This window comes from Lysinibacillus sp. BNK-21, assembly GCF_048684915.1.
GTDB classification, from domain to species: Bacteria; Bacillota; Bacilli; order Bacillales_A; family Planococcaceae; genus Lysinibacillus; species Lysinibacillus capsici.
The window spans coordinates 2,870,863-2,887,674 of sequence record NZ_JBLQTS010000001.1 but is presented as its reverse complement, the minus strand read 5'-3'; the positions used below and the strand labels follow the sequence as shown (position 1 = coordinate 2,887,674).

19 protein-coding genes are annotated in these 16,812 nt (G+C 39.2%); 15 read left to right on the top strand and 4 right to left on the bottom strand.

Annotation, left to right across the window (positions count from 1 at the left end; translation table 11 throughout):
* Positions 1-4: 4 nt before the first annotated feature.
* From ACMGGO_RS14900 to ACMGGO_RS14840, 13 genes are all read left to right on the top strand, one after another.
* A complete protein-coding gene (locus ACMGGO_RS14900) occupies positions 5-1,375 on the top strand; it encodes an ethanolamine ammonia-lyase subunit EutB (RefSeq protein WP_008176446.1) in 1,371 nt (456 codons plus the stop codon).
* Positions 1,376-1,384: 9 nt separating this feature from the next.
* Positions 1,385-2,395, top strand: a complete 1,011-nt coding sequence (eutC, locus tag ACMGGO_RS14895) for an ethanolamine ammonia-lyase subunit EutC (RefSeq protein ID WP_054550777.1) — start codon at positions 1,385-1,387, stop codon at positions 2,393-2,395.
* An 11-nt stretch (positions 2,396-2,406) separates the two neighbouring features.
* Positions 2,407-3,057 (top strand): ethanolamine utilization microcompartment protein EutL, encoded by a 651-nt coding sequence (gene eutL / locus ACMGGO_RS14890; protein ID WP_420282002.1) that lies wholly within the window; start codon positions 2,407-2,409, stop codon positions 3,055-3,057.
* 15 nt (positions 3,058-3,072) lie between these two features.
* Complete coding sequence (locus tag ACMGGO_RS14885; RefSeq protein WP_420282001.1) at positions 3,073-4,563, top strand: aldehyde dehydrogenase family protein; 1,491 nt, start codon at positions 3,073-3,075, stop codon at positions 4,561-4,563.
* Positions 4,564-4,583: 20 nt separating this feature from the next.
* Positions 4,584-4,862 carry a BMC domain-containing protein gene (locus ACMGGO_RS14880; protein WP_004269321.1) on the top strand — a complete coding sequence of 93 codons (279 nt, stop codon included), beginning with the start codon at positions 4,584-4,586 and terminating at the stop codon, positions 4,860-4,862.
* 128 nt (positions 4,863-4,990) lie between these two features.
* The gene (locus ACMGGO_RS14875; protein WP_420282000.1) at positions 4,991-5,581 is read left to right on the top strand and encodes a phosphate propanoyltransferase; all 591 of its coding nucleotides are present in this window, start codon (positions 4,991-4,993) and stop codon (positions 5,579-5,581) included.
* 12 nt (positions 5,582-5,593) lie between these two features.
* Complete coding sequence (locus tag ACMGGO_RS14870; protein ID WP_131519737.1) at positions 5,594-6,463, top strand: phosphate propanoyltransferase; 870 nt, start codon at positions 5,594-5,596, stop codon at positions 6,461-6,463.
* A gap of 36 nt (positions 6,464-6,499) precedes the next feature.
* Positions 6,500-6,784: a EutN/CcmL family microcompartment protein gene (locus ACMGGO_RS14865; RefSeq protein ID WP_054550780.1), complete on the top strand. Its 285-nt coding sequence runs from the start codon at positions 6,500-6,502 to the stop codon at positions 6,782-6,784.
* Entirely contained in the window at positions 6,777-7,145 is a 369-nt protein-coding gene (locus ACMGGO_RS14860; RefSeq protein ID WP_016991930.1) for a BMC domain-containing protein, read from the top strand. The genes ACMGGO_RS14865 and ACMGGO_RS14860 overlap by 8 nt, the downstream gene beginning before the upstream one ends.
* Entirely contained in the window at positions 7,145-8,092 is a 948-nt protein-coding gene (gene mdh, locus ACMGGO_RS14855; protein WP_016991928.1) for a malate dehydrogenase, read from the top strand. The genes ACMGGO_RS14860 and mdh overlap by 1 nt, the downstream gene beginning before the upstream one ends.
* A gap of 265 nt (positions 8,093-8,357) precedes the next feature.
* Positions 8,358-9,452, top strand: coding sequence for a helix-turn-helix domain-containing protein (locus tag ACMGGO_RS14850; RefSeq protein ID WP_420281999.1), 1,095 nt, complete (start codon positions 8,358-8,360; stop codon positions 9,450-9,452).
* Between the two features lie 76 nt (positions 9,453-9,528).
* Positions 9,529-11,025 carry a carboxypeptidase M32 gene (locus tag ACMGGO_RS14845; protein WP_420281998.1) on the top strand — a complete coding sequence of 499 codons (1,497 nt, stop codon included), beginning with the start codon at positions 9,529-9,531 and terminating at the stop codon, positions 11,023-11,025.
* 361 nt (positions 11,026-11,386) lie between these two features.
* The gene (locus tag ACMGGO_RS14840) at positions 11,387-11,653 is read left to right on the top strand and encodes a hypothetical protein (protein WP_054550783.1); all 267 of its coding nucleotides are present in this window, start codon (positions 11,387-11,389) and stop codon (positions 11,651-11,653) included.
* Positions 11,654-11,827: 174 nt separating this feature from the next.
* Here ACMGGO_RS14840 and ACMGGO_RS14835 read toward each other — a convergent pair whose 3' ends face one another.
* The 4 genes from ACMGGO_RS14835 to ACMGGO_RS14820 all read right to left on the bottom strand — a co-directional run bounded on the left by ACMGGO_RS14835 (position 11,828) and on the right by ACMGGO_RS14820 (position 14,893).
* Positions 11,828-13,489, bottom strand: a complete 1,662-nt coding sequence (locus ACMGGO_RS14835; protein ID WP_048390013.1) for a b(o/a)3-type cytochrome-c oxidase subunit 1 — start codon at positions 13,487-13,489, stop codon at positions 11,828-11,830.
* Positions 13,476-13,967 (bottom strand): cytochrome b5, encoded by a 492-nt coding sequence (locus ACMGGO_RS14830; protein ID WP_004269330.1) that lies wholly within the window; start codon positions 13,965-13,967, stop codon positions 13,476-13,478. Before ACMGGO_RS14830 ends, ACMGGO_RS14835 begins: the two co-directional genes overlap by 14 nt.
* A gap of 24 nt (positions 13,968-13,991) precedes the next feature.
* Positions 13,992-14,114, bottom strand: a complete 123-nt coding sequence (locus ACMGGO_RS14825; protein ID WP_009370491.1) for a hypothetical protein — start codon at positions 14,112-14,114, stop codon at positions 13,992-13,994.
* 320 nt (positions 14,115-14,434) lie between these two features.
* Positions 14,435-14,893 carry a chemotaxis protein CheX gene (locus tag ACMGGO_RS14820; RefSeq protein ID WP_259948590.1) on the bottom strand — a complete coding sequence of 153 codons (459 nt, stop codon included), beginning with the start codon at positions 14,891-14,893 and terminating at the stop codon, positions 14,435-14,437.
* A 622-nt stretch (positions 14,894-15,515) separates the two neighbouring features.
* On the opposite strand from ACMGGO_RS14820, the gene pcp reads away from it, so the two are divergent.
* Together pcp and pxpB are read left to right on the top strand one after the other, a co-directional pair.
* On the top strand, positions 15,516-16,130 hold the full coding sequence (gene pcp / locus ACMGGO_RS14815; RefSeq protein ID WP_054550784.1) for a pyroglutamyl-peptidase I: 615 nt from the start codon (positions 15,516-15,518) through the stop codon (positions 16,128-16,130).
* Complete coding sequence (gene pxpB, locus ACMGGO_RS14810; protein WP_420281997.1) at positions 16,114-16,809, top strand: 5-oxoprolinase subunit PxpB; 696 nt, start codon at positions 16,114-16,116, stop codon at positions 16,807-16,809. Before pcp ends, pxpB begins: the two co-directional genes overlap by 17 nt.
* The last annotated feature ends 3 nt before the right edge of the window (positions 16,810-16,812 follow it).

Genomic DNA, 16,812 nt, shown 5'->3' with positions numbered 1-16,812 from the left:
GAGGATGAATGTGAACTTATCGGTGATATTTGGTGGAGAAAAATATAATTTTAAATCATTAAAAGATGTTATGGCTAAGGCCAATGAAGAAAAATCAGGCGATCAGCTAGCAGGTATTGCCGCTGAGACGGTTCAACAACGGATCGCAGCAAAGGCAGTATTAAGTGAGCTTTTAGTTAAAGATATCCGCGAAAACCCATTAGTGCCACAAGAAAATGATGAGGTTTCACGCATTATTGAGGGCGATATTAATGAGCAAATATATGGAGAAATCAAAAACTGGAGCATCGAGCAGCTGCGTGAATACATTTTATCAAATGACACGGGTGATCGTGAATTAAAGCGTTTAAGTAAAGGGATGAATTCCGAGATTATTGCCGCTGTTACAAAACTAATGTCCAATTTAGATCTTGTACATGCAGCCAATAAAGTTGAAATACTTTCAACGTGTAATATTACGATTGGTCAAAAAGGGACGCTGTCATCTCGTCTACAGCCAAATCATCCGACAGATAATATTGATGGCATCATCGCCTCTCTAAAAGAAGGACTGTCCTATGGTATTGGGGATGCTGTTATCGGCATTAATCCTGTAGATGATTCAGTTGAAAGTGTCAAAAAAGTGCTTACAGCTACAAAGGAATTCATCAATGATTGGTCCATTCCTACGCAAAACTGTGTATTAGCTCATATTACAACACAGATGAAGGCAATTAAACAAGGCGCCCCAGCAGATATGATTTTCCAAAGTATCGCAGGGACAGAAATTGCTAACCGTTCGTTCGGTATTTCTGCTGATTTAATACGAGAAGCAGAGGAGCTCATTAAAAAACAAGGAACAGGTACTGGTCCAAATTTATTCTACTTTGAAACAGGTCAAGGCTCAGAGCTATCGGCAGAGGCACATATGGGTATTGACCAAGTAACACTGGAATCGCGCAATTATGGATTTGCTAGACATTTTAATCCTTATATTGTGAACACTGTAGTTGGCTTTATTGGCCCAGAGTATTTATACAACAATAAACAAGTAATTCGAGCAGGTCTCGAAGATCATTTCATGGGCAAAATGCATGGTATTCCTATGGGGGTAGATATTTGCTATACCAACCATATTAAGGCAGACCAAAATGATGTGGAAGATTTGAGTGTATTGCTGACAGCTGCTGGTGTTAACTTTATTATTGCTGCGCCAATGGGCGATGACGTGATGCTCAACTATCAATCGATGAGCTTCCATGATGTGGCTACATTACTCCAAACATTTGGTAAAAAACCAGCACCAGAGTATTTAGCATGGTTAGAGAAAATGGGCATTTATGAAAATGGTCGACTGTCAGCAAGAGCTGGCGATTTATCCATTTTTGAAAGGTAGGTGAGTCAAGTGAATGATCAATTAGTTTCTATGATTACACAGCTTGTCATGGAGAAGATGGAGAAAAGTACAGGTAGCCAAACACCTGAAATAGCAGCTACTCCAACAGAACAACCACTTATTAAATTTTATGATACAGTAGAAAATCGTTCTTCAGGAACAACAGAAGCTATAGCAACATCACAGGAGCCATTAATTCAGCTGTATCAGCATGGAGCTCCACAGCAAGTAACGACGGTTACTTCTGCTACTTTCGAACAACCAGTAAATGACGCTGTGCCAATCAAGCCCTTTCAGTTTGAGGCGGGCTCGTTAAGTGAAAGTGTGCAGGCTGCTAAGAAACATACACCTGCTCGTATTGGTGTAGGAAGAGCGGGGACAAGACCGAAAACGAAAACCTGGTTAAAATTCCGACTTGATCATGCTGCTGCGGTAGATGCTGTATATGGCGAAGTGACAGAAGATCTTTTACAAAAGCTTGATGTCTTTCAGGTCACAACGAAAGTCACAGATAAAGAGGAATACATTACAAGACCTGACTTAGGGCGTCGTTTATCAGAAGAATCAAAGGCATTGATTCAGCAAAAATGTAAACCACAGCCAAAGGTACAGATTATTATCTCGAATGGCTTGAGTGCAAGTGCGATTGAGGAGAATGTTCAAGATGTTTACTTAGCCCTTCAGCAAAGTCTTAGCAATTTAAATATTGACATTGGTACTACGTTCTATATCGATAAAGGGCGTGTTGCTTTAATGGATGAGATTGGTGAGCTGCTACAGGCAGAGGTTATTGTTTATCTAATTGGTGAGCGTCCAGGGCTCGTATCGGCAGAATCGATGAGTGCATATTTATGCTACAAGCCAAGAATTGGGACAGTGGAAGCGGAACGTATGGTAATTTCAAATATCCATAAGGGTGGTATCCCACCATTAGAAGCGGGAGCTTATCTTGGCACAGTCGTAGAAAAAATCCTGCGTTATCAGGCAAGTGGCGTAGAGCTTGTCGCAAAAGAAGGTTAGGAGGCTGAAATATGTATCCTCAAAAAATTATGGCGCAAATCTTGGCGATGCAAACCATTCCAAGAGTCAACAGTGAACTAGCAGAGCAGTTAGATTTAAAGCCACATCATCATAGCATTGGGCTTGTCACACTGACAATCGACGATGTTGGCTATGTTGCCTTAGATGAGGCGACGAAAAAGGCAGATGTCGATGTTGTTTATGCAAAAAGCTTTTATGCTGGAGCGGCACATGCGTCTGGTCCATTGTCAGGTGAAGTAATTGGCATTATTGCTGGAAGCTCACCTGATGAAATTCGTAGTGGTCTTGATGCCATTCAACAAAAAATTGAATTTGATACGTATTTTGAATCCATTAATAATAATGACAATCATGCCTTGTTTGCCCATACCGTGGCAAGCTGTGGGACGTATCTTGCTGAGCTTGCAGATGTAAAGGTTGGCACCCCACTTGCTTATTTAATCGCACCGCCACTTGAGGCAGTTGTTGGATTAGATGCAGCATTGAAGGCTGCAGATGTTGAGCTAAAGGTTTTCTTTGGTCCTCCATCTGAAACCAATTTTGGGGGCGGCTTATTAACTGGCAGTCAATCTTCATGCGAGGCTGCGGCACATGCATTCAGAGAAGCTATTGAAAATATAGCTAGAAACCCAGTGATTTAGAAAGGAGGCGGCTTTATGGCCACATTAGACAAAGACTTATTAGCGATTCAGGAAATGAGAGATGCCGTTAAACATGCTAATACAGCACAGGCTGCCTATATGCAATTTTCTCAGCAACAAGTAGACAACATTGTAAAGGCTGTCGCGGATGCTGCCTTTAAGGAAGCAGACCGTTTAGCAAAAATGGCTGTGCAAGAAACAGGAATGGGTATTCCTAATCATAAAAAGATGAAAAATGAAGTAGCTTCACGAGATGTCTATGAAGATATTAAAGAATTAAAAACAGTTGGTATTGTGGGCTATGATCGGATGAAAAAAGTAGCCGAAATTGCAAGTCCTTTCGGTGTCATTGCTGGTATCGTACCAACAACAAATCCAACCTCTACAGCGATCTTTAAGACACTTATTTCTTTAAAAACGAGAAATGGTTTAGTGCTTAGTCCACACCCATATGCAGTGAAATGTACAAAAGAGGCTTTAGATATTTGTCGAGTAGCTGCTGAAAAAGCAGGTGCGCCAGAAGGATTACTACAATGTTTAACAATGTCCTCCATGGAGGCAACACAGCAGCTAATGAAGCACCCAAACATTCATTTAATTTTAGCTACGGGTGGTGGTGCATTGGTCAAGGCGGCCTATAGCTCTGGCAAACCTGCCTATGGGGTTGGGCCAGGAAATGTACCAGCTTATATTGAAAAATCGGCTAATATTCAAAAATCTGTACGTCAATTGGTGCAAAGTAAATCGTTCGATAATGGCACAATCTGTGCAACAGAGCAAGCCATTATTGTGGATAAGGTGATTGCAGAGCAAGTGCAAACAGAATTAAAGAAAAATGGTGCCTATCTATTAAATGCCGAAGAAAAAGCTAAAATGGAAAAATTGATCTCGCCAGTTCCTGGGAAAGTAAATCCCCAGATTGTCGGTAAATCAGCTACTTGCCTAGCAGATTCTGTCGGTATTACGGTACCAGACGATACAAAAGTTCTTGTGGGCTTCGAAACAATGATTGGTAAAAATATTCCATTTTCTCTTGAAAAACTATCACCAATCTTTGCGCTTTATGTTGTTGAAAACAGTACAGAAGCCAAGCAGGTGATGATTGACCTGCTCAATATTGGAGGACGCGGACATACATGCTCAATTCACACTGAAAATGCAGCATTAGCAGAGCAATTTTCTGTCGAATTGCCAGTATCACGAATTGTGGTTAATACATTATCCTCAATTGGTGCAGTAGGTGGCACAACGGGCTTAGCACCATCCTTTACATTAGGCTGTGGGACATTTGGCGGCAATATTACGTCAGACAACATTACAGCAAGACATTTATTAAATATCAAACGTATGGCGTATGGCATTAAAGATGTCGAAGTGCCAAAACCAGAATTCGAAGTACAGTCCGTTGTTGAATCGGTAGTTTTACAAGAACCTACTCTTGATACAACGATGGTTCAACAAATTGTCGATCAAGTATTAAAACAAATCACATTACAAAATAAATAAATTATTTGGAGGAATGACAAATGAGTACAGCATTAGGAATGGTAGAAACAAAAGGTTTAGTAGGAGCAATTGAAGCAGCAGACGCAATGGTAAAGGCAGCAAGCGTTAATTTAGTAGGCAAAGTACATGTAGGTGGCGGGATCGTAACAGTTCTTGTACGTGGTGATGTAGGTGCAGTAAAAGCAGCAACAGATGCAGGGGCAGCAGCAGCACAACGTGTAGGAGAGCTATTATCTGTCCATGTAATTCCACGTCCACACCACGAATTAGAAATGATTTTACCAAAAGCAGAAGCATAATTTCATGTTCTTTCAAACGCTATAGATGGAAAAATAACTACCATTTATAGAAGAGAGCTGGATCTAACTTTAGAACAGCTCTCACCTTGTCCTGATAAAATAATCAACAAAATAAAGAGGTGGCTAACATGACAACAGCAACAAAAACTTTTCCAGTGGCCATTTCGGCTCGTCATATCCATCTAAGTGAAGCGGATTTACAAGCACTTTTTGGTCCAAATGCAACCCTAACGAAAGATTTCGACTTATCACAGCCAGGGCAATTTGCTGCAAAAGAGCGCGTCTCTATTGAGGGACCTAAAGGCGTTATTCATAATGTCCGTGTCCTTGGACCTGTAAGACCAGCAACCCAAGTAGAGGTAAGCCGCACTGATGCCATGAAGCTAGGAGTGACACCACCTTTACGCCAATCAGGTGATATAGACAATTCTGCGGGCATTAAAATACTTTCTCAAGACAACGAAATAGAGATCCAGCAGGGAGTCATCATTGCGCAAGCGCATATTCATATGACTGAGGAAGATGCCAAAGCATTGGAAGTACGCAATAATGAAATAGTTTCAGTAGAAGTTGTAAGTGATCGACCTGTCACTTTCCGAGGTGTCGTTGTACGTGTTTCAAATGATTTTAGTCTGGAAATGCACATTGATACGGATGAAGCAAATGCTGGTTTTATCGAACAGCAGGCACAGGGTAAATTAATAAAAGTATCATCGTAAGGAGGAGGCAAGATGCAAGAAAATTTAGTGCAAAAAATTGTGGAAGAAGTTCTGCAACAGGTCTTAAAAAATCAATCTTCCCCTCCACATGACGGTAAAATTCCGATTGGTGTATCTGCCCGCCATGTCCATCTTGCACAAGCAGAAGTTGAACAGCTCTTTGGTGAAAATTATCAGCTCACACCGAAATTCGAGCTTTCACAGCCAGGGCAATTTGCTGCGGAGGAAACTGTAGTAATTGCAGGTCCAAAAGGGTCAATTGAGCGCGTGCGTATTCTTGGTCCCGCTCGTTCCTTATCGCAAGTGGAAGTAAGCTGGACAGATGCTATGAAATTAGGTCTGAAGCCACCATTAAGAATTTCTGGTGATATTCAAGGTTCCAGTCCTGTTACATTAATTGGTCCAAAGGGAAGTGTTGTGTTAAATGAAGGCCTCATTATTGCACAGGCACATATTCATATGTCCCCAGCGGATAGTGCGAGATTCCAAGTCGTAGATGGGCAATCTGTCCAAATTAAGGTAGAAGGTATTCGCCCGATTATTTTATCGAATGTGGTTATCCGTGTTTCAGAGCGCTATCGCTTAGAAATGCATATTGATACAGATGAAGCAAATGCAGGGTTAATTCAACAAGGAACGCTTGCGGAAATCGTGCATCATCAAGTAAGTGAACCTATGATCACTGTGAAAGAGCAGTCGCCAGTCGTACAGAAACTAGAGCAACCGTCCGTCTATCATTATGACAAAAAGCTACTTTCACAAATAGAAGTGCTCGATATCGATGCACAAGAAATTGTCGTTCCAAAGAAAACCATTGTGACAGCATTGGCTTATGATAAGCTGCGAGAGTTAAATAAAACATTAACGATTCGTTCAGATTAGTTAGACAATGTGTGTCGCATAAAGAGGGTGAAGTTCATGCAAATGGGAAGAGTGATAGGCAGTGTATGGGCAACACGCAAGGAAGAGGGACTGAATGGTTTAAAGCTACTAATCATTCAACCTATTGATTCCAATCAACAGCCGATTCGCACAGAAATGGTTGCAGCTGATCGTATAGGAGCGGGTATTGGTGATGATGTCCTGATTACAAGTGGTGGGTCATCTCGCTATATCATGAAAGATAATCCGTTACCGATTGATGCAGTTGTCATTGGTATTATTGATTCTACGGAAGTAATGAGAGGTGAGGGCAATGAGTAGCGCAATTGGAATGATCGAAACAAAAGGATTAGTAGGCTCTTATGAAGCTGCTGATGCGATGATTAAAGCGTCAGACGTCACAATCGTCAAACAAGAGTTTGTGGATGGTGGCATCGTGACGATTGTCGTGAAGGGTGACGTAGGTTCTGTACAAGCCGCAGTAGAGGCTGGAAAAGCAGCCGCTATGCGTGTTGGTGAATTATTAGGCGCTCACGTCATTCCGAGACCTGATGAAGATGTCTTTAAAATGATTAAAGGACCAGAGGCACCAAAGAAAAAGGCTGTCTCTGCACCAGCAGCAACGCGTGCTAAAAAAACAACAGAAACAACATCAGCGACAGATAATCGAGGTGAGGCATAATGGCATTTCGTAAAAATAAAATCGCTGTTATTGGAGCAGGCCACACCGGTTCCACACTGAGTTTATTTTTAGCACAGAAAGAATTAGGCGATGTAGTGCTTGTTGATATTCCAGAGGCCGAGAACCCGACAAAAGGGAAAGCTTTGGATTTGCTACAAACAGGCCCAATCGAAAAATTCAATGTGTCCATTAAAGGCACGAGTCAATATGAAGATATCGCAGGTGCGGATATTGTTGTCATTACAGCAGGTATTCCACGTAAACCAGGGATGAGTCGTGATGACTTAGTCACAACAAATGCTAAAATTATTCAACAGGTTTCAAGACAAATTAAACACTATGCTCCAAATAGTATTGTTGTTGTGTTGAGTAATCCTGTTGATGCCATGACGTATGTGTGTCATAAGGAAACAGGCTTTGCCAAAAATCGTATCATCGGTCAATCTGGTGTGTTAGATACAGCTCGCTTCAACACGTTTGTGGCGCAGGAGCTTCACATTGCACCAGAGGATGTATCAGGCTTCGTCCTAGGAGGACATGGCGATGAAATGGTTCCATTAATCCGTTATTCCTATGCAGGCGGCATTCCATTAGAGAAACTAATTCCTCAGGAACGACTACAGCAAATCGTGGAGCGTACGCGTAAAGGCGGCGGTGAAATTGTTGGCTTACTAGGTAATGGTAGTGCCTACTATGCTCCAGCCGCAGCGTGTGCCCAAATGGTTGAAATTATTATCAAAGATCAACGAAAAATTATCCCTTCTATTGCCCTATTAGAAGGAGAATATGGGTACCACGATCTCTTTTTAGGGGTACCAACTATTTTAGGTGGCAATGGCATCGAATCTGTCATCGAATTGCACCTAACAAATGAAGAACAAACAGCCCTTCAGCACTCTGCAGAGGCTGTGAAACAGGTAATTGCTATTTGCCAAAACATTGAATAGAGTATACAGACTCTATTTTTCAATGGATCGAAAGGATCCCCAACTTTCTTTCCAATAAAACTTCATGATAGCTCAAAAAATGTTTGATTGGAAACCGAACATGACTTGAAGGCTAGTATAAATCCCCAATTATATAGAAAGCTCTCCTCTAGTTATGGGAGCAGAAACTGTAGCAGACTTAAAGTTTGCTACAGTTTTTTTATTCACAACTTATATCATAAAAAAAATTATCGCCTCTACTATAATGAAATTAGGAGGGATGTGGATGAACAACATTGTACAGGAGATGATTGATTGGATTGAGCGTCATCTATTAGAAGGATCTTCATTAGAGCAATTAGGAAAGGATATAGGTTATTCTCCTTATTACTGTTCTTTTAAATTCCATCAGACGACAGGGATGACGATTAAAAAATATAGATCACTACGTAAAATTTATCTTTCTACTATTGCATTAAAAGATCCCCAAAAGAAAATAATCGACATCGCCTTTCACTACGGCTTTTCATCGCAGGAATCCTTTTCTAGAGCTTTTAAAAGGTATTTTGGTATAAGTCCGAATGATTACAGAAAGTCTCCTCAACCTTTACAAACCTTTGTAAAGTTGAGATTACAGGATGATGGAGGATGGTTGACGATGGATATTTCTCAGAAATTAAAAATTGAAGCATTACAAGAGAAGATGAATGTGCAATACGATCAAGAGCTATTGAATGTATTAAATGGTCAAATGATGTATGAGGAGTTCGCAAAACAACAATTAATGGGCAACAGTGATTACGTTCCTTTCAATGAAGCGATGTGTGCGAATCCAACGATTAGTCCGATTTTCAGTGAAGAATTTAATAAACTGCGTGCTATAGGGCATGAGGTGTCTTTACAGCAATATGAGCAGGTGACATTGAACCCGTTGAAGCCATTGTTAACAAATGACTATAAATGTATTGTTTTATGGTTTGGAGATGATATGTTTTGTCAGATGAATTTATTGACCGTCCTTGCTTTCCTAGAGCAACAAAGGTATCAAGGCAAAGTCTATTATTATATGGTCAAGGAAATGACCTATGATGTGGAAGAAACAGAGATAGAACTTGGACCGTATGGGGAGGTCTATCAAAAGGTCTTAATGCACCATCGTCTACCCAAGACAACGCTTATACCTGTCATGTATCAGGGAATTCAATTATTTTTCAGCTATTTAAATGAAGAGAATGAGATCACTACGTATATAAAAAAACACCTCAATCTATCTCAAAATGACCTGTTAAAGCAATTGTTTTCCCTATTTCCACACTATGGATTAGGGGATAGACAATACATCAAAATAATAGAGAAGATAAAAAAGGAATATTCTGAATAATTATCCTAGAAAGTCCGCAATATACAAAATTTTCGAAAATATGATAAACTTATAACGAGAAAAGGAGGATGAATGCATGACTGTTCAACAATTTACAGACTATGTGAAGAAAATGCAGCATTATGAGGAAGCGCTCAATGTGATTTATTGGGATATGCGGACGGGTGCACCGAAAAAGGGGTTAGCACAACGTTCTGAGGTAATTGGTACATTATCAGCCTCCTTATTTGATATGCAGACGAGTGAAGAACTAGGAGAGCTTCTAGCAGCATTAGAGGCACAAAAAGCTGATCTTGACTATGTAACACTACGTTTAGTAGAAGAAGTAAGAAAGAATTACGATCAAAATAAAAAAATCCCTGCGAATGAATATAAAGAATTCGTCATTCTTCAATCGAAGGCAGAAACGGCTTGGGAAGAAGCGAAGGCGACGAATAATTTTGCTCTATTCCTACCATACCTAGAAGAAATCATACAATGGCAGAAAAAATTCATTCAATATTGGGGCATTAAAAATGGATCTCCATACAATACATTACTAGATTTATATGAGCCAGATATGACAACAGATGTCGTAGATCAAGTATTTGGTGAATTACGAGAGTCTATTGTGATGCTTGTTCAAAAAATTGCTCATTCATCGAATAAACCCGATCCTACCATGTTATTTAAACATTTCCCGCGTGAGGCACAGCGTGAATTATCGTTAGAATTGCTTGCTCAGCTCGGCTATGACTTCGATGCTGGTCGCTTGGATGAAAGTGTCCATCCATTCATGATTGGCTTAAACTATGGTGATGCGCGTATTACGACGAAATATGATGAAAATGATTTCCGTTCAGCTATTTTTGGCACAATTCATGAATGTGGACATGCGATGTATGAGCAAAATATTGATGAGAAACTTGCTGGTCTACCATTAGCGACTGGTACATCGATGGGGATTCATGAATCACAATCATTATTTTATGAAAACTTTGTCGGCAGAAATGAAAAGTTCTGGGAGCATAACTACGGACGTCTTCAGCATTTTTCACCTGCACAGTTTGGAGATGTGGCATTAGCTGATTTCTTACGTGCTATTAATATGGTTGAACCATCTTTCATTCGTATTGAAGCGGACGAACTAACATATCCACTACATATCATGATTCGCTATGAAATTGAACGTGACTTATTCAATGGGGATTTACAAGCGAAAGATCTGCCGCAAGTATGGAATGATAAATATGAGGAGTATTTAGGCATTCGCCCTGAGACTGATGCACAAGGTGTTCTACAAGACATGCATTGGTCAGGCGGTATGTTTGGCTATTTCCCATCCTATGCATTGGGGATGATTTATGCAGCACAGTGGAAGCATGCGATGGACAAGGATATTCCTAATTTTGATGAATTACTAGAAAAGGGAGAGCTACTACCTATTCGTGAGTGGCTAACTGATAAAGTTCATCAATATGGAGCATTGAAAAAGCCATTTGAATTGCTGAAAGAAGCGACAGGGGAAGGCTTAAATGCCAAGTATCTGGCAGACTACTTACAAGAAAAATATACAAAGCTATATCAGTTATAAAAAACAAGCGATTTCTCTACTAATGAGAAATCGCTTGTTGCTTTGAAAATATTCTTACCAAAGCTTAAAGCCTTTGAGCCCGCTGGTGAATTTGAAATAATTTCGAAGATTGGAATTGTGTAAGCTAATATAAATAAGGCTACTAAAATTACAAGTCAAGATTTAAAGTAAGCTACATTTCATGTTACATCAATATTTTTTATATAATGTTCAACATTATAAAGAGTCATTTTTAAATTGAACTATTGTGTTAAACAATCTGGCCAGATTGTTGAGTAAATATTTATTTGTGTAGCTTATGTATGATGAACCGTATATAGTTTTTACTTTTTGACCAATTAAAAATTTAGGGGTGATTATGGTGACACTTAAATGGTTGTGGATATTGGTTATTGCATTTTGCGTACTAGAATGGATTTCAATCCCATTCATAAGTGCATTTACAGGAAAATTGTATCAAGTAGTTGATGGTGTATTAATAATTACTTTTATTATTTATCCATTATTTTTCTTGACTACTCTTTTACTATTACAAAAGGGGAATAAAAAAATTGGTGCAGTAATTTTGCTTATTCCACTAATTGTGTATGCCCCCGTGTTAATAAGTCTTCAAACGTTGGTTAAATAATGTATTACTAATTGAGTTAACGAGGTGCTTTGTAAAACAAGAGTTTCAAAAATTATCGAACTTTAAAAATTTAATCGATGCCATTCAATAAGAGCAAGCTTTGATTATAAAGTGAAAAAAGCGATTTCTCGTTACAGAGAAATCGCTTTTTTATAGGAAGATGCGTTTGGATGCTTACCACAATTGATAGCCTTTAGAGCCGGCTGGTGAGTTTGAAATAATATCGATAATTGGTACTGTGTAAGCGAATAAAATTAAGGCTACTAAAATAACAAGCCATATTTTAAAGTTTTCTAAAATCGCTGGTGTTGGACCGCTAAGCTCATGTACATCACCTACAGGGAATTCTTCGTCACCTTTAGGTGCGAACCAAGCTAATTTCACGACGATATAAATGATCACTAGGATGGCGATAAAGAGGATTGTTCCACCCACAGCTTGCGCGATTTGATAAGGAATCCAATCGTAAGCCTGCTGAGCGCCACCATATTCTGAGTAATCTGAGCGACGAGGCGCACCAATTAGACCAGCAATATGCATTGCAGAAGACATAATCGTCATACCAGTAGCCCATAAGATACCAGCGAAATTACTAAGATTATTTAAAGACTTCGAAAGTGTACGACCTGTTAAATGTGGAATTAACCAGAACGCCGCACCGAAGTAAGTTAAAACAACAGCTGTTGCAATCGTTAAATGGAAATGCCCTGTAACCCAAATGGTATTATGAATTAATTGGTTCATTTGATAAGAGGCATTGACAATACCGCCTGCACCCCCTGGAATAAATGACACCATACCGATAAATGGTACGAAGAAACGAGCATCCTTCCAAGGTAATTTTTTAAACCAACCAAATAGTCCTTTGCCACCCAATTCACGTCCGCGTAACTCGAACATGGCAAACATCGAGAAGGCTGTCATGAGAGAAGGTACGATAACAGCAAATGTTAAAACAACTTGAATGAACTTCCATGTACCATCAATACCAGGCTCTGTTAACTGATGGTGAATCCCAACAGGAATAGAGAAGAGTAAGAATAGCATAAACGAAAGTCTTGCTAAAGAATCGGAGAAAATTTTTCCGCCAATTACTTTTGGAATAATAACGTACCAAACCATATAGGCAGGTAATAACCAGAAGTATACGAGTGCATGACCAAAATACCAGAAAAGGGTACGTGATAATGCCACATCGACACGTTCAATTAAACCTAAGGACCATGGTAATAATTGAATTAAAACAGAAGCTGCAACACCAAGAGTTGCCACGAACCACATTAAATTATTAACAACTACCATAAATGATAGTAACGGGCTGCGTTGTCCACTCGCTTTATTTTCTTTGCGCCATTGGACATAACGTAAAATTTGACCTGCGCCGCCAACCCAAGAACCAACTACGACTAATGTAAGACCTAAATAGAAAATCCAATGTGCCTTTAATGGTGCATAGAAGGTATAAAGAACAGTTGCTTTATTCAATAACACCATCGTTGCGGCAGCAGCTGTACCAATCGTCATTAACCAGAAACCAATCCAGCCAAGTCTTCTCTGAGTATCAGTGAACGTACCAGATGTTCGACTTACACTTGCAATTTGGAAGCCGTAAATAAAGAATGTAGTTAATATAAGACCGAGTAATACACCATGAACTGTTAATACTTGATAATAACCAATGCCTGCTGGTAATGTAAATTGACCAGAACGTACAAAAACCTGTAATAAACCTGCAAGACCACCTAATAACAATGCGATAAATGCCACGTAAATATGTGCCATTGCTAGCTTTGCATCTCGACGATCCACTTTTGTCATTGAATTAGTGTGACTCATTTGAATCCACCACCTTTAGCATAGAGTGCATCATCGTATGTCCTGTACCACAATACTCATTACATACGATTAAAAACTCGCCAACCTTATTGACTTCTGTCACATATTCCGAAATATAGCCAGGCTCAAGCATCATATTGATATTCGTACCTGCAACCTCAAAACCATGCATAACATCCTCGCTTGTCGCGATAAATTTCACTTTTGCACCAAGTGGAACCTCAATTTGTGGAGGATTATAATTGAATGCAGAAGCAACTACTACCACTTCGTAATCCCAATCTTTACCTTCAACCTTATGGACACCTGGATTATCAAAAGGCGCTGTCTCTTTCACTTTCTCGTAATCTAGTGTTTTTTTACCATTGTTTGGATGGGAGCCTTGATGAAATGCTCCGATACCGAGAATGATCAGGAATGCCACTAAAGTGGTAACTCCAAACACAAGCCAGTATTTCTCATACTTATGTATGTGCATATATTTCTGTCCCTTCTTCGTAGATTAAAACCGTCCAATGAACAAATCGAAGCAGTACACCCAAAGTAAAATGATGATAATACCTACTCCAAAAACTGCATAGAGTGAACCTTTTAAATTTTCATCTGACTTCTTTTTATTTGCCATTTTTGCTCCTCCTACGCTTTTTATTGTTGTGTTTCTTACAGTCATCATATAAAAATCCCCTGCATTTTGATGTGAAAAAAATCACACTTCTAGAGGAATTATGTGAAAAAAGTGTGAAGAATTACGAAGAAAAAAAACAAGCTATCTCAAAAGTCATTGAGATAGCTTGTCACCGTACTATATTTTGCTTAATTTTAGTAAAAATAAAAGATTGGTAGGAAAGTACATTCTTTTTTTGTGCGAATGATAAATCTTTTGCATGTGTGCTGTTTGTTTGAGCATACAATGTCTTATTTGGAACATTCCTCAAATCTTGTTTTCTATTCTTCTTCCTCAATCGTTAATAGAACTGTTAGGGAACCGACGCTTGGGACCGAAACTGGGAGAGCAAATGCCTTTTCAAAGCCATATAATTTTGTATTGCCCACCATCACCGTTGGCGGAGTGATATCAATTTCTAAGCTTTCTTGCCCAACAGCTGTACATAAATTTCCTGCAATCATGTTACCAAATTCCCCTGTAAAGGATTCTAGCATTTCTCCTTCAAGCGGCATACCGAACATGGTACTACCGATCCCGCTGAACACTTCGGGAGAGGAGTCAATGATGACGCGTCCCTTTAAATCTCCGATTAAGCCAATTAATACGCCCATTTGTTGTTGTTGAAAGGGTTCAGAAATAATACTAGGCGACTTTACTTCTATATCCATAGGAAGAATGGTTTTTAAAGCGTGAATTGTCCCGTTTAAAATAGTTTGAAAGTACTTCGAATTACTCATCATTACCGCATCCTTTTTCCGACTTTTCTACATCTTACCATGTAAAAAGGGTAAGATGAAAGTATGTCTTGACGAATTCACATGAAATTTATAATATATTAATGAGAATGATTTTCAAATTCAATGTAAACGTCTGAAAACTTAACGAAAAATAACTAAGAAGGAGCGGTTCGCAATGACATTCGTATTGATTGGAGCAGCTGTAGTGATCTATATTGGAGTTGGAAAATACGTCATGAACCAGGCAACTGCACATTTGAAATAAGAGCTAAACAAAAGGGTATGAAGCTGCTATGCTTCATACTCTTTTTCATGTTGTTAAAAAAGAAAATAGCACGTGCAGAAAAGGGCTTTAGCAAGGCGAGAGGTGATTCCTGTTACGCCAGTGTCCATTTTAACTTACCCTCTAGAATCTGATCAGTAACACTAATCTCCTAGGAATGACGCTGTCTCCGCTTCAATTAATTAGGCTACAAAATTTTCTTCCATATTACCAATAGTGTAGGGAAAGAATCTCCTCTTTTTTACATGTTTTTGTTCGCAGGAAATATTTGTTTTTTCAGAAATCTATTGTAAAATGAAGCAAACCTTTAAGGTTATTTAAAGAAATCAGGTGACAAATATGACAAAAATATTAGTAACAGGGTTTGAGCCATTTCTTGATTATAAAATAAATCCAACGATGCAAATTGTGGAAGAATTAAACGGAAAGAAAATAGATTGCTATGATATCGTCGGACGAATTCTATCTGTAGATTTTCAGCAATCAGCGGAGCAATTAAAACAACATATAGAAGAAGTGAAACCACAAATCATTATTTCATTAGGATTGGCTGGAGGACGTTTTAAAGTAACACCAGAGCGCATTGCTATTAATGTGAAAGACGGAGAGCCTGATAATAATGGCTATACACCAGTTGATGAGCGTATCCATGAGGAGGGGGCAGATGCTTATCTAACAAACTTACCAATTCGCAGTATGGTAAATCGTTTGCAGGCAGAAGGATATCCAGCGGAAATCTCTAATACAGCGGGTACATACTTATGTAATAACATTATGTATGAGGGGCTCGCTTATGCACAGCAACATGAAGGGGTTCGTGCTGGCTTTATTCATATTCCAGCATCATTTGAGCTGTCAATCCAACATGGCAAAATTCCCGGCTGGAGTATTAGAGATTTAGTAGCTGCGGTACAGCTTTGTATTGAGGAGACGGCACGTGCAACCAATCATTGATTTTCCTCATTCAATGTGGATTAGTCAACATACTATTCGTTTTGCATTCAAAGAGGAAATTTCTCACTCAAACTTTCACGCGGTCCAAGCGTTCAATCGGTTTCTGAAACAGCAGCTACAGCATCACCTAATTGAAAGTGTTGCAAGCTACCATACAGTAACAGCTTATATTAAACAAAAAATAGATATTGAACGTTTAAGGACGCAGTGGCTTGAGATGCAAGCCTCCACAACAATTGATAAAGGAACGAATCGACTTTTAAAAATACCCGTCTGCTATGATGAGGAATTTGCTTTAGATCAAAAGCGTGTCATGGATTTCACAGGTTTACCTTTTGAGGATATTAAAACTTTGCATATGTCCAAAAGCTATTATGTTTATTTAATCGGCTTTTTACCAGGCTTTCCTTACTTAGGTGAGCTTGATGCTAAATTATTTGTGCCCCGCTTACAGAAACCAAGGGCATCTGTATCAGCGAGTTCAGTTGGGGTTGGTGGTGGACAAACAGGCATCTATCCTGTTGATTCACCTGGAGGCTGGAATATTATAGGGAAAACACCTTTGGATTTATTTCATGTTCATGGCAAAGAGCCATTTTTATTTGAACTTGGTGATGAAGTTCAATTTTATGAAATAACCAAACAGCAATTTTGGGAAATGAAAAGCAAAGGAGTGTAGCAA

What these genes read in the sequence shown, in the direction of transcription:
- eutL (WP_420282002.1), top strand. Translation starts at nt 2,407, where the DNA reads ATGTATCCTCAAAAAATTATGGCGCAAATCTTGGCGATGCAAACCATT.
- ACMGGO_RS14825 (WP_009370491.1), bottom strand. Translation starts at nt 14,114, where the DNA reads ATGGCAAATAAAAAGAAGTCAGATGAAAATTTAAAAGGTTCACTCTAT.
- ACMGGO_RS14875 (WP_420282000.1), top strand. Translation starts at nt 4,991, where the DNA reads ATGACAACAGCAACAAAAACTTTTCCAGTGGCCATTTCGGCTCGTCAT.
- ACMGGO_RS14850 (WP_420281999.1), top strand. Translation starts at nt 8,358, where the DNA reads ATGAACAACATTGTACAGGAGATGATTGATTGGATTGAGCGTCATCTA.
- ACMGGO_RS14860 (WP_016991930.1), top strand. Translation starts at nt 6,777, where the DNA reads ATGAGTAGCGCAATTGGAATGATCGAAACAAAAGGATTAGTAGGCTCT.
- ACMGGO_RS14845 (WP_420281998.1), top strand. Translation starts at nt 9,529, where the DNA reads ATGACTGTTCAACAATTTACAGACTATGTGAAGAAAATGCAGCATTAT.
- ACMGGO_RS14885 (WP_420282001.1), top strand. Translation starts at nt 3,073, where the DNA reads ATGGCCACATTAGACAAAGACTTATTAGCGATTCAGGAAATGAGAGAT.
- ACMGGO_RS14870 (WP_131519737.1), top strand. Translation starts at nt 5,594, where the DNA reads ATGCAAGAAAATTTAGTGCAAAAAATTGTGGAAGAAGTTCTGCAACAG.
- pcp (WP_054550784.1), top strand. Translation starts at nt 15,516, where the DNA reads ATGACAAAAATATTAGTAACAGGGTTTGAGCCATTTCTTGATTATAAA.
- ACMGGO_RS14820 (WP_259948590.1), bottom strand. Translation starts at nt 14,893, where the DNA reads ATGAGTAATTCGAAGTACTTTCAAACTATTTTAAACGGGACAATTCAC.
- ACMGGO_RS14830 (WP_004269330.1), bottom strand. Translation starts at nt 13,967, where the DNA reads ATGCACATACATAAGTATGAGAAATACTGGCTTGTGTTTGGAGTTACC.
- ACMGGO_RS14880 (WP_004269321.1), top strand. Translation starts at nt 4,584, where the DNA reads ATGAGTACAGCATTAGGAATGGTAGAAACAAAAGGTTTAGTAGGAGCA.
- mdh (WP_016991928.1), top strand. Translation starts at nt 7,145, where the DNA reads ATGGCATTTCGTAAAAATAAAATCGCTGTTATTGGAGCAGGCCACACC.
- ACMGGO_RS14900 (WP_008176446.1), top strand. Translation starts at nt 5, where the DNA reads ATGAATGTGAACTTATCGGTGATATTTGGTGGAGAAAAATATAATTTT.
- ACMGGO_RS14835 (WP_048390013.1), bottom strand. Translation starts at nt 13,489, where the DNA reads ATGAGTCACACTAATTCAATGACAAAAGTGGATCGTCGAGATGCAAAG.
- ACMGGO_RS14865 (WP_054550780.1), top strand. Translation starts at nt 6,500, where the DNA reads ATGCAAATGGGAAGAGTGATAGGCAGTGTATGGGCAACACGCAAGGAA.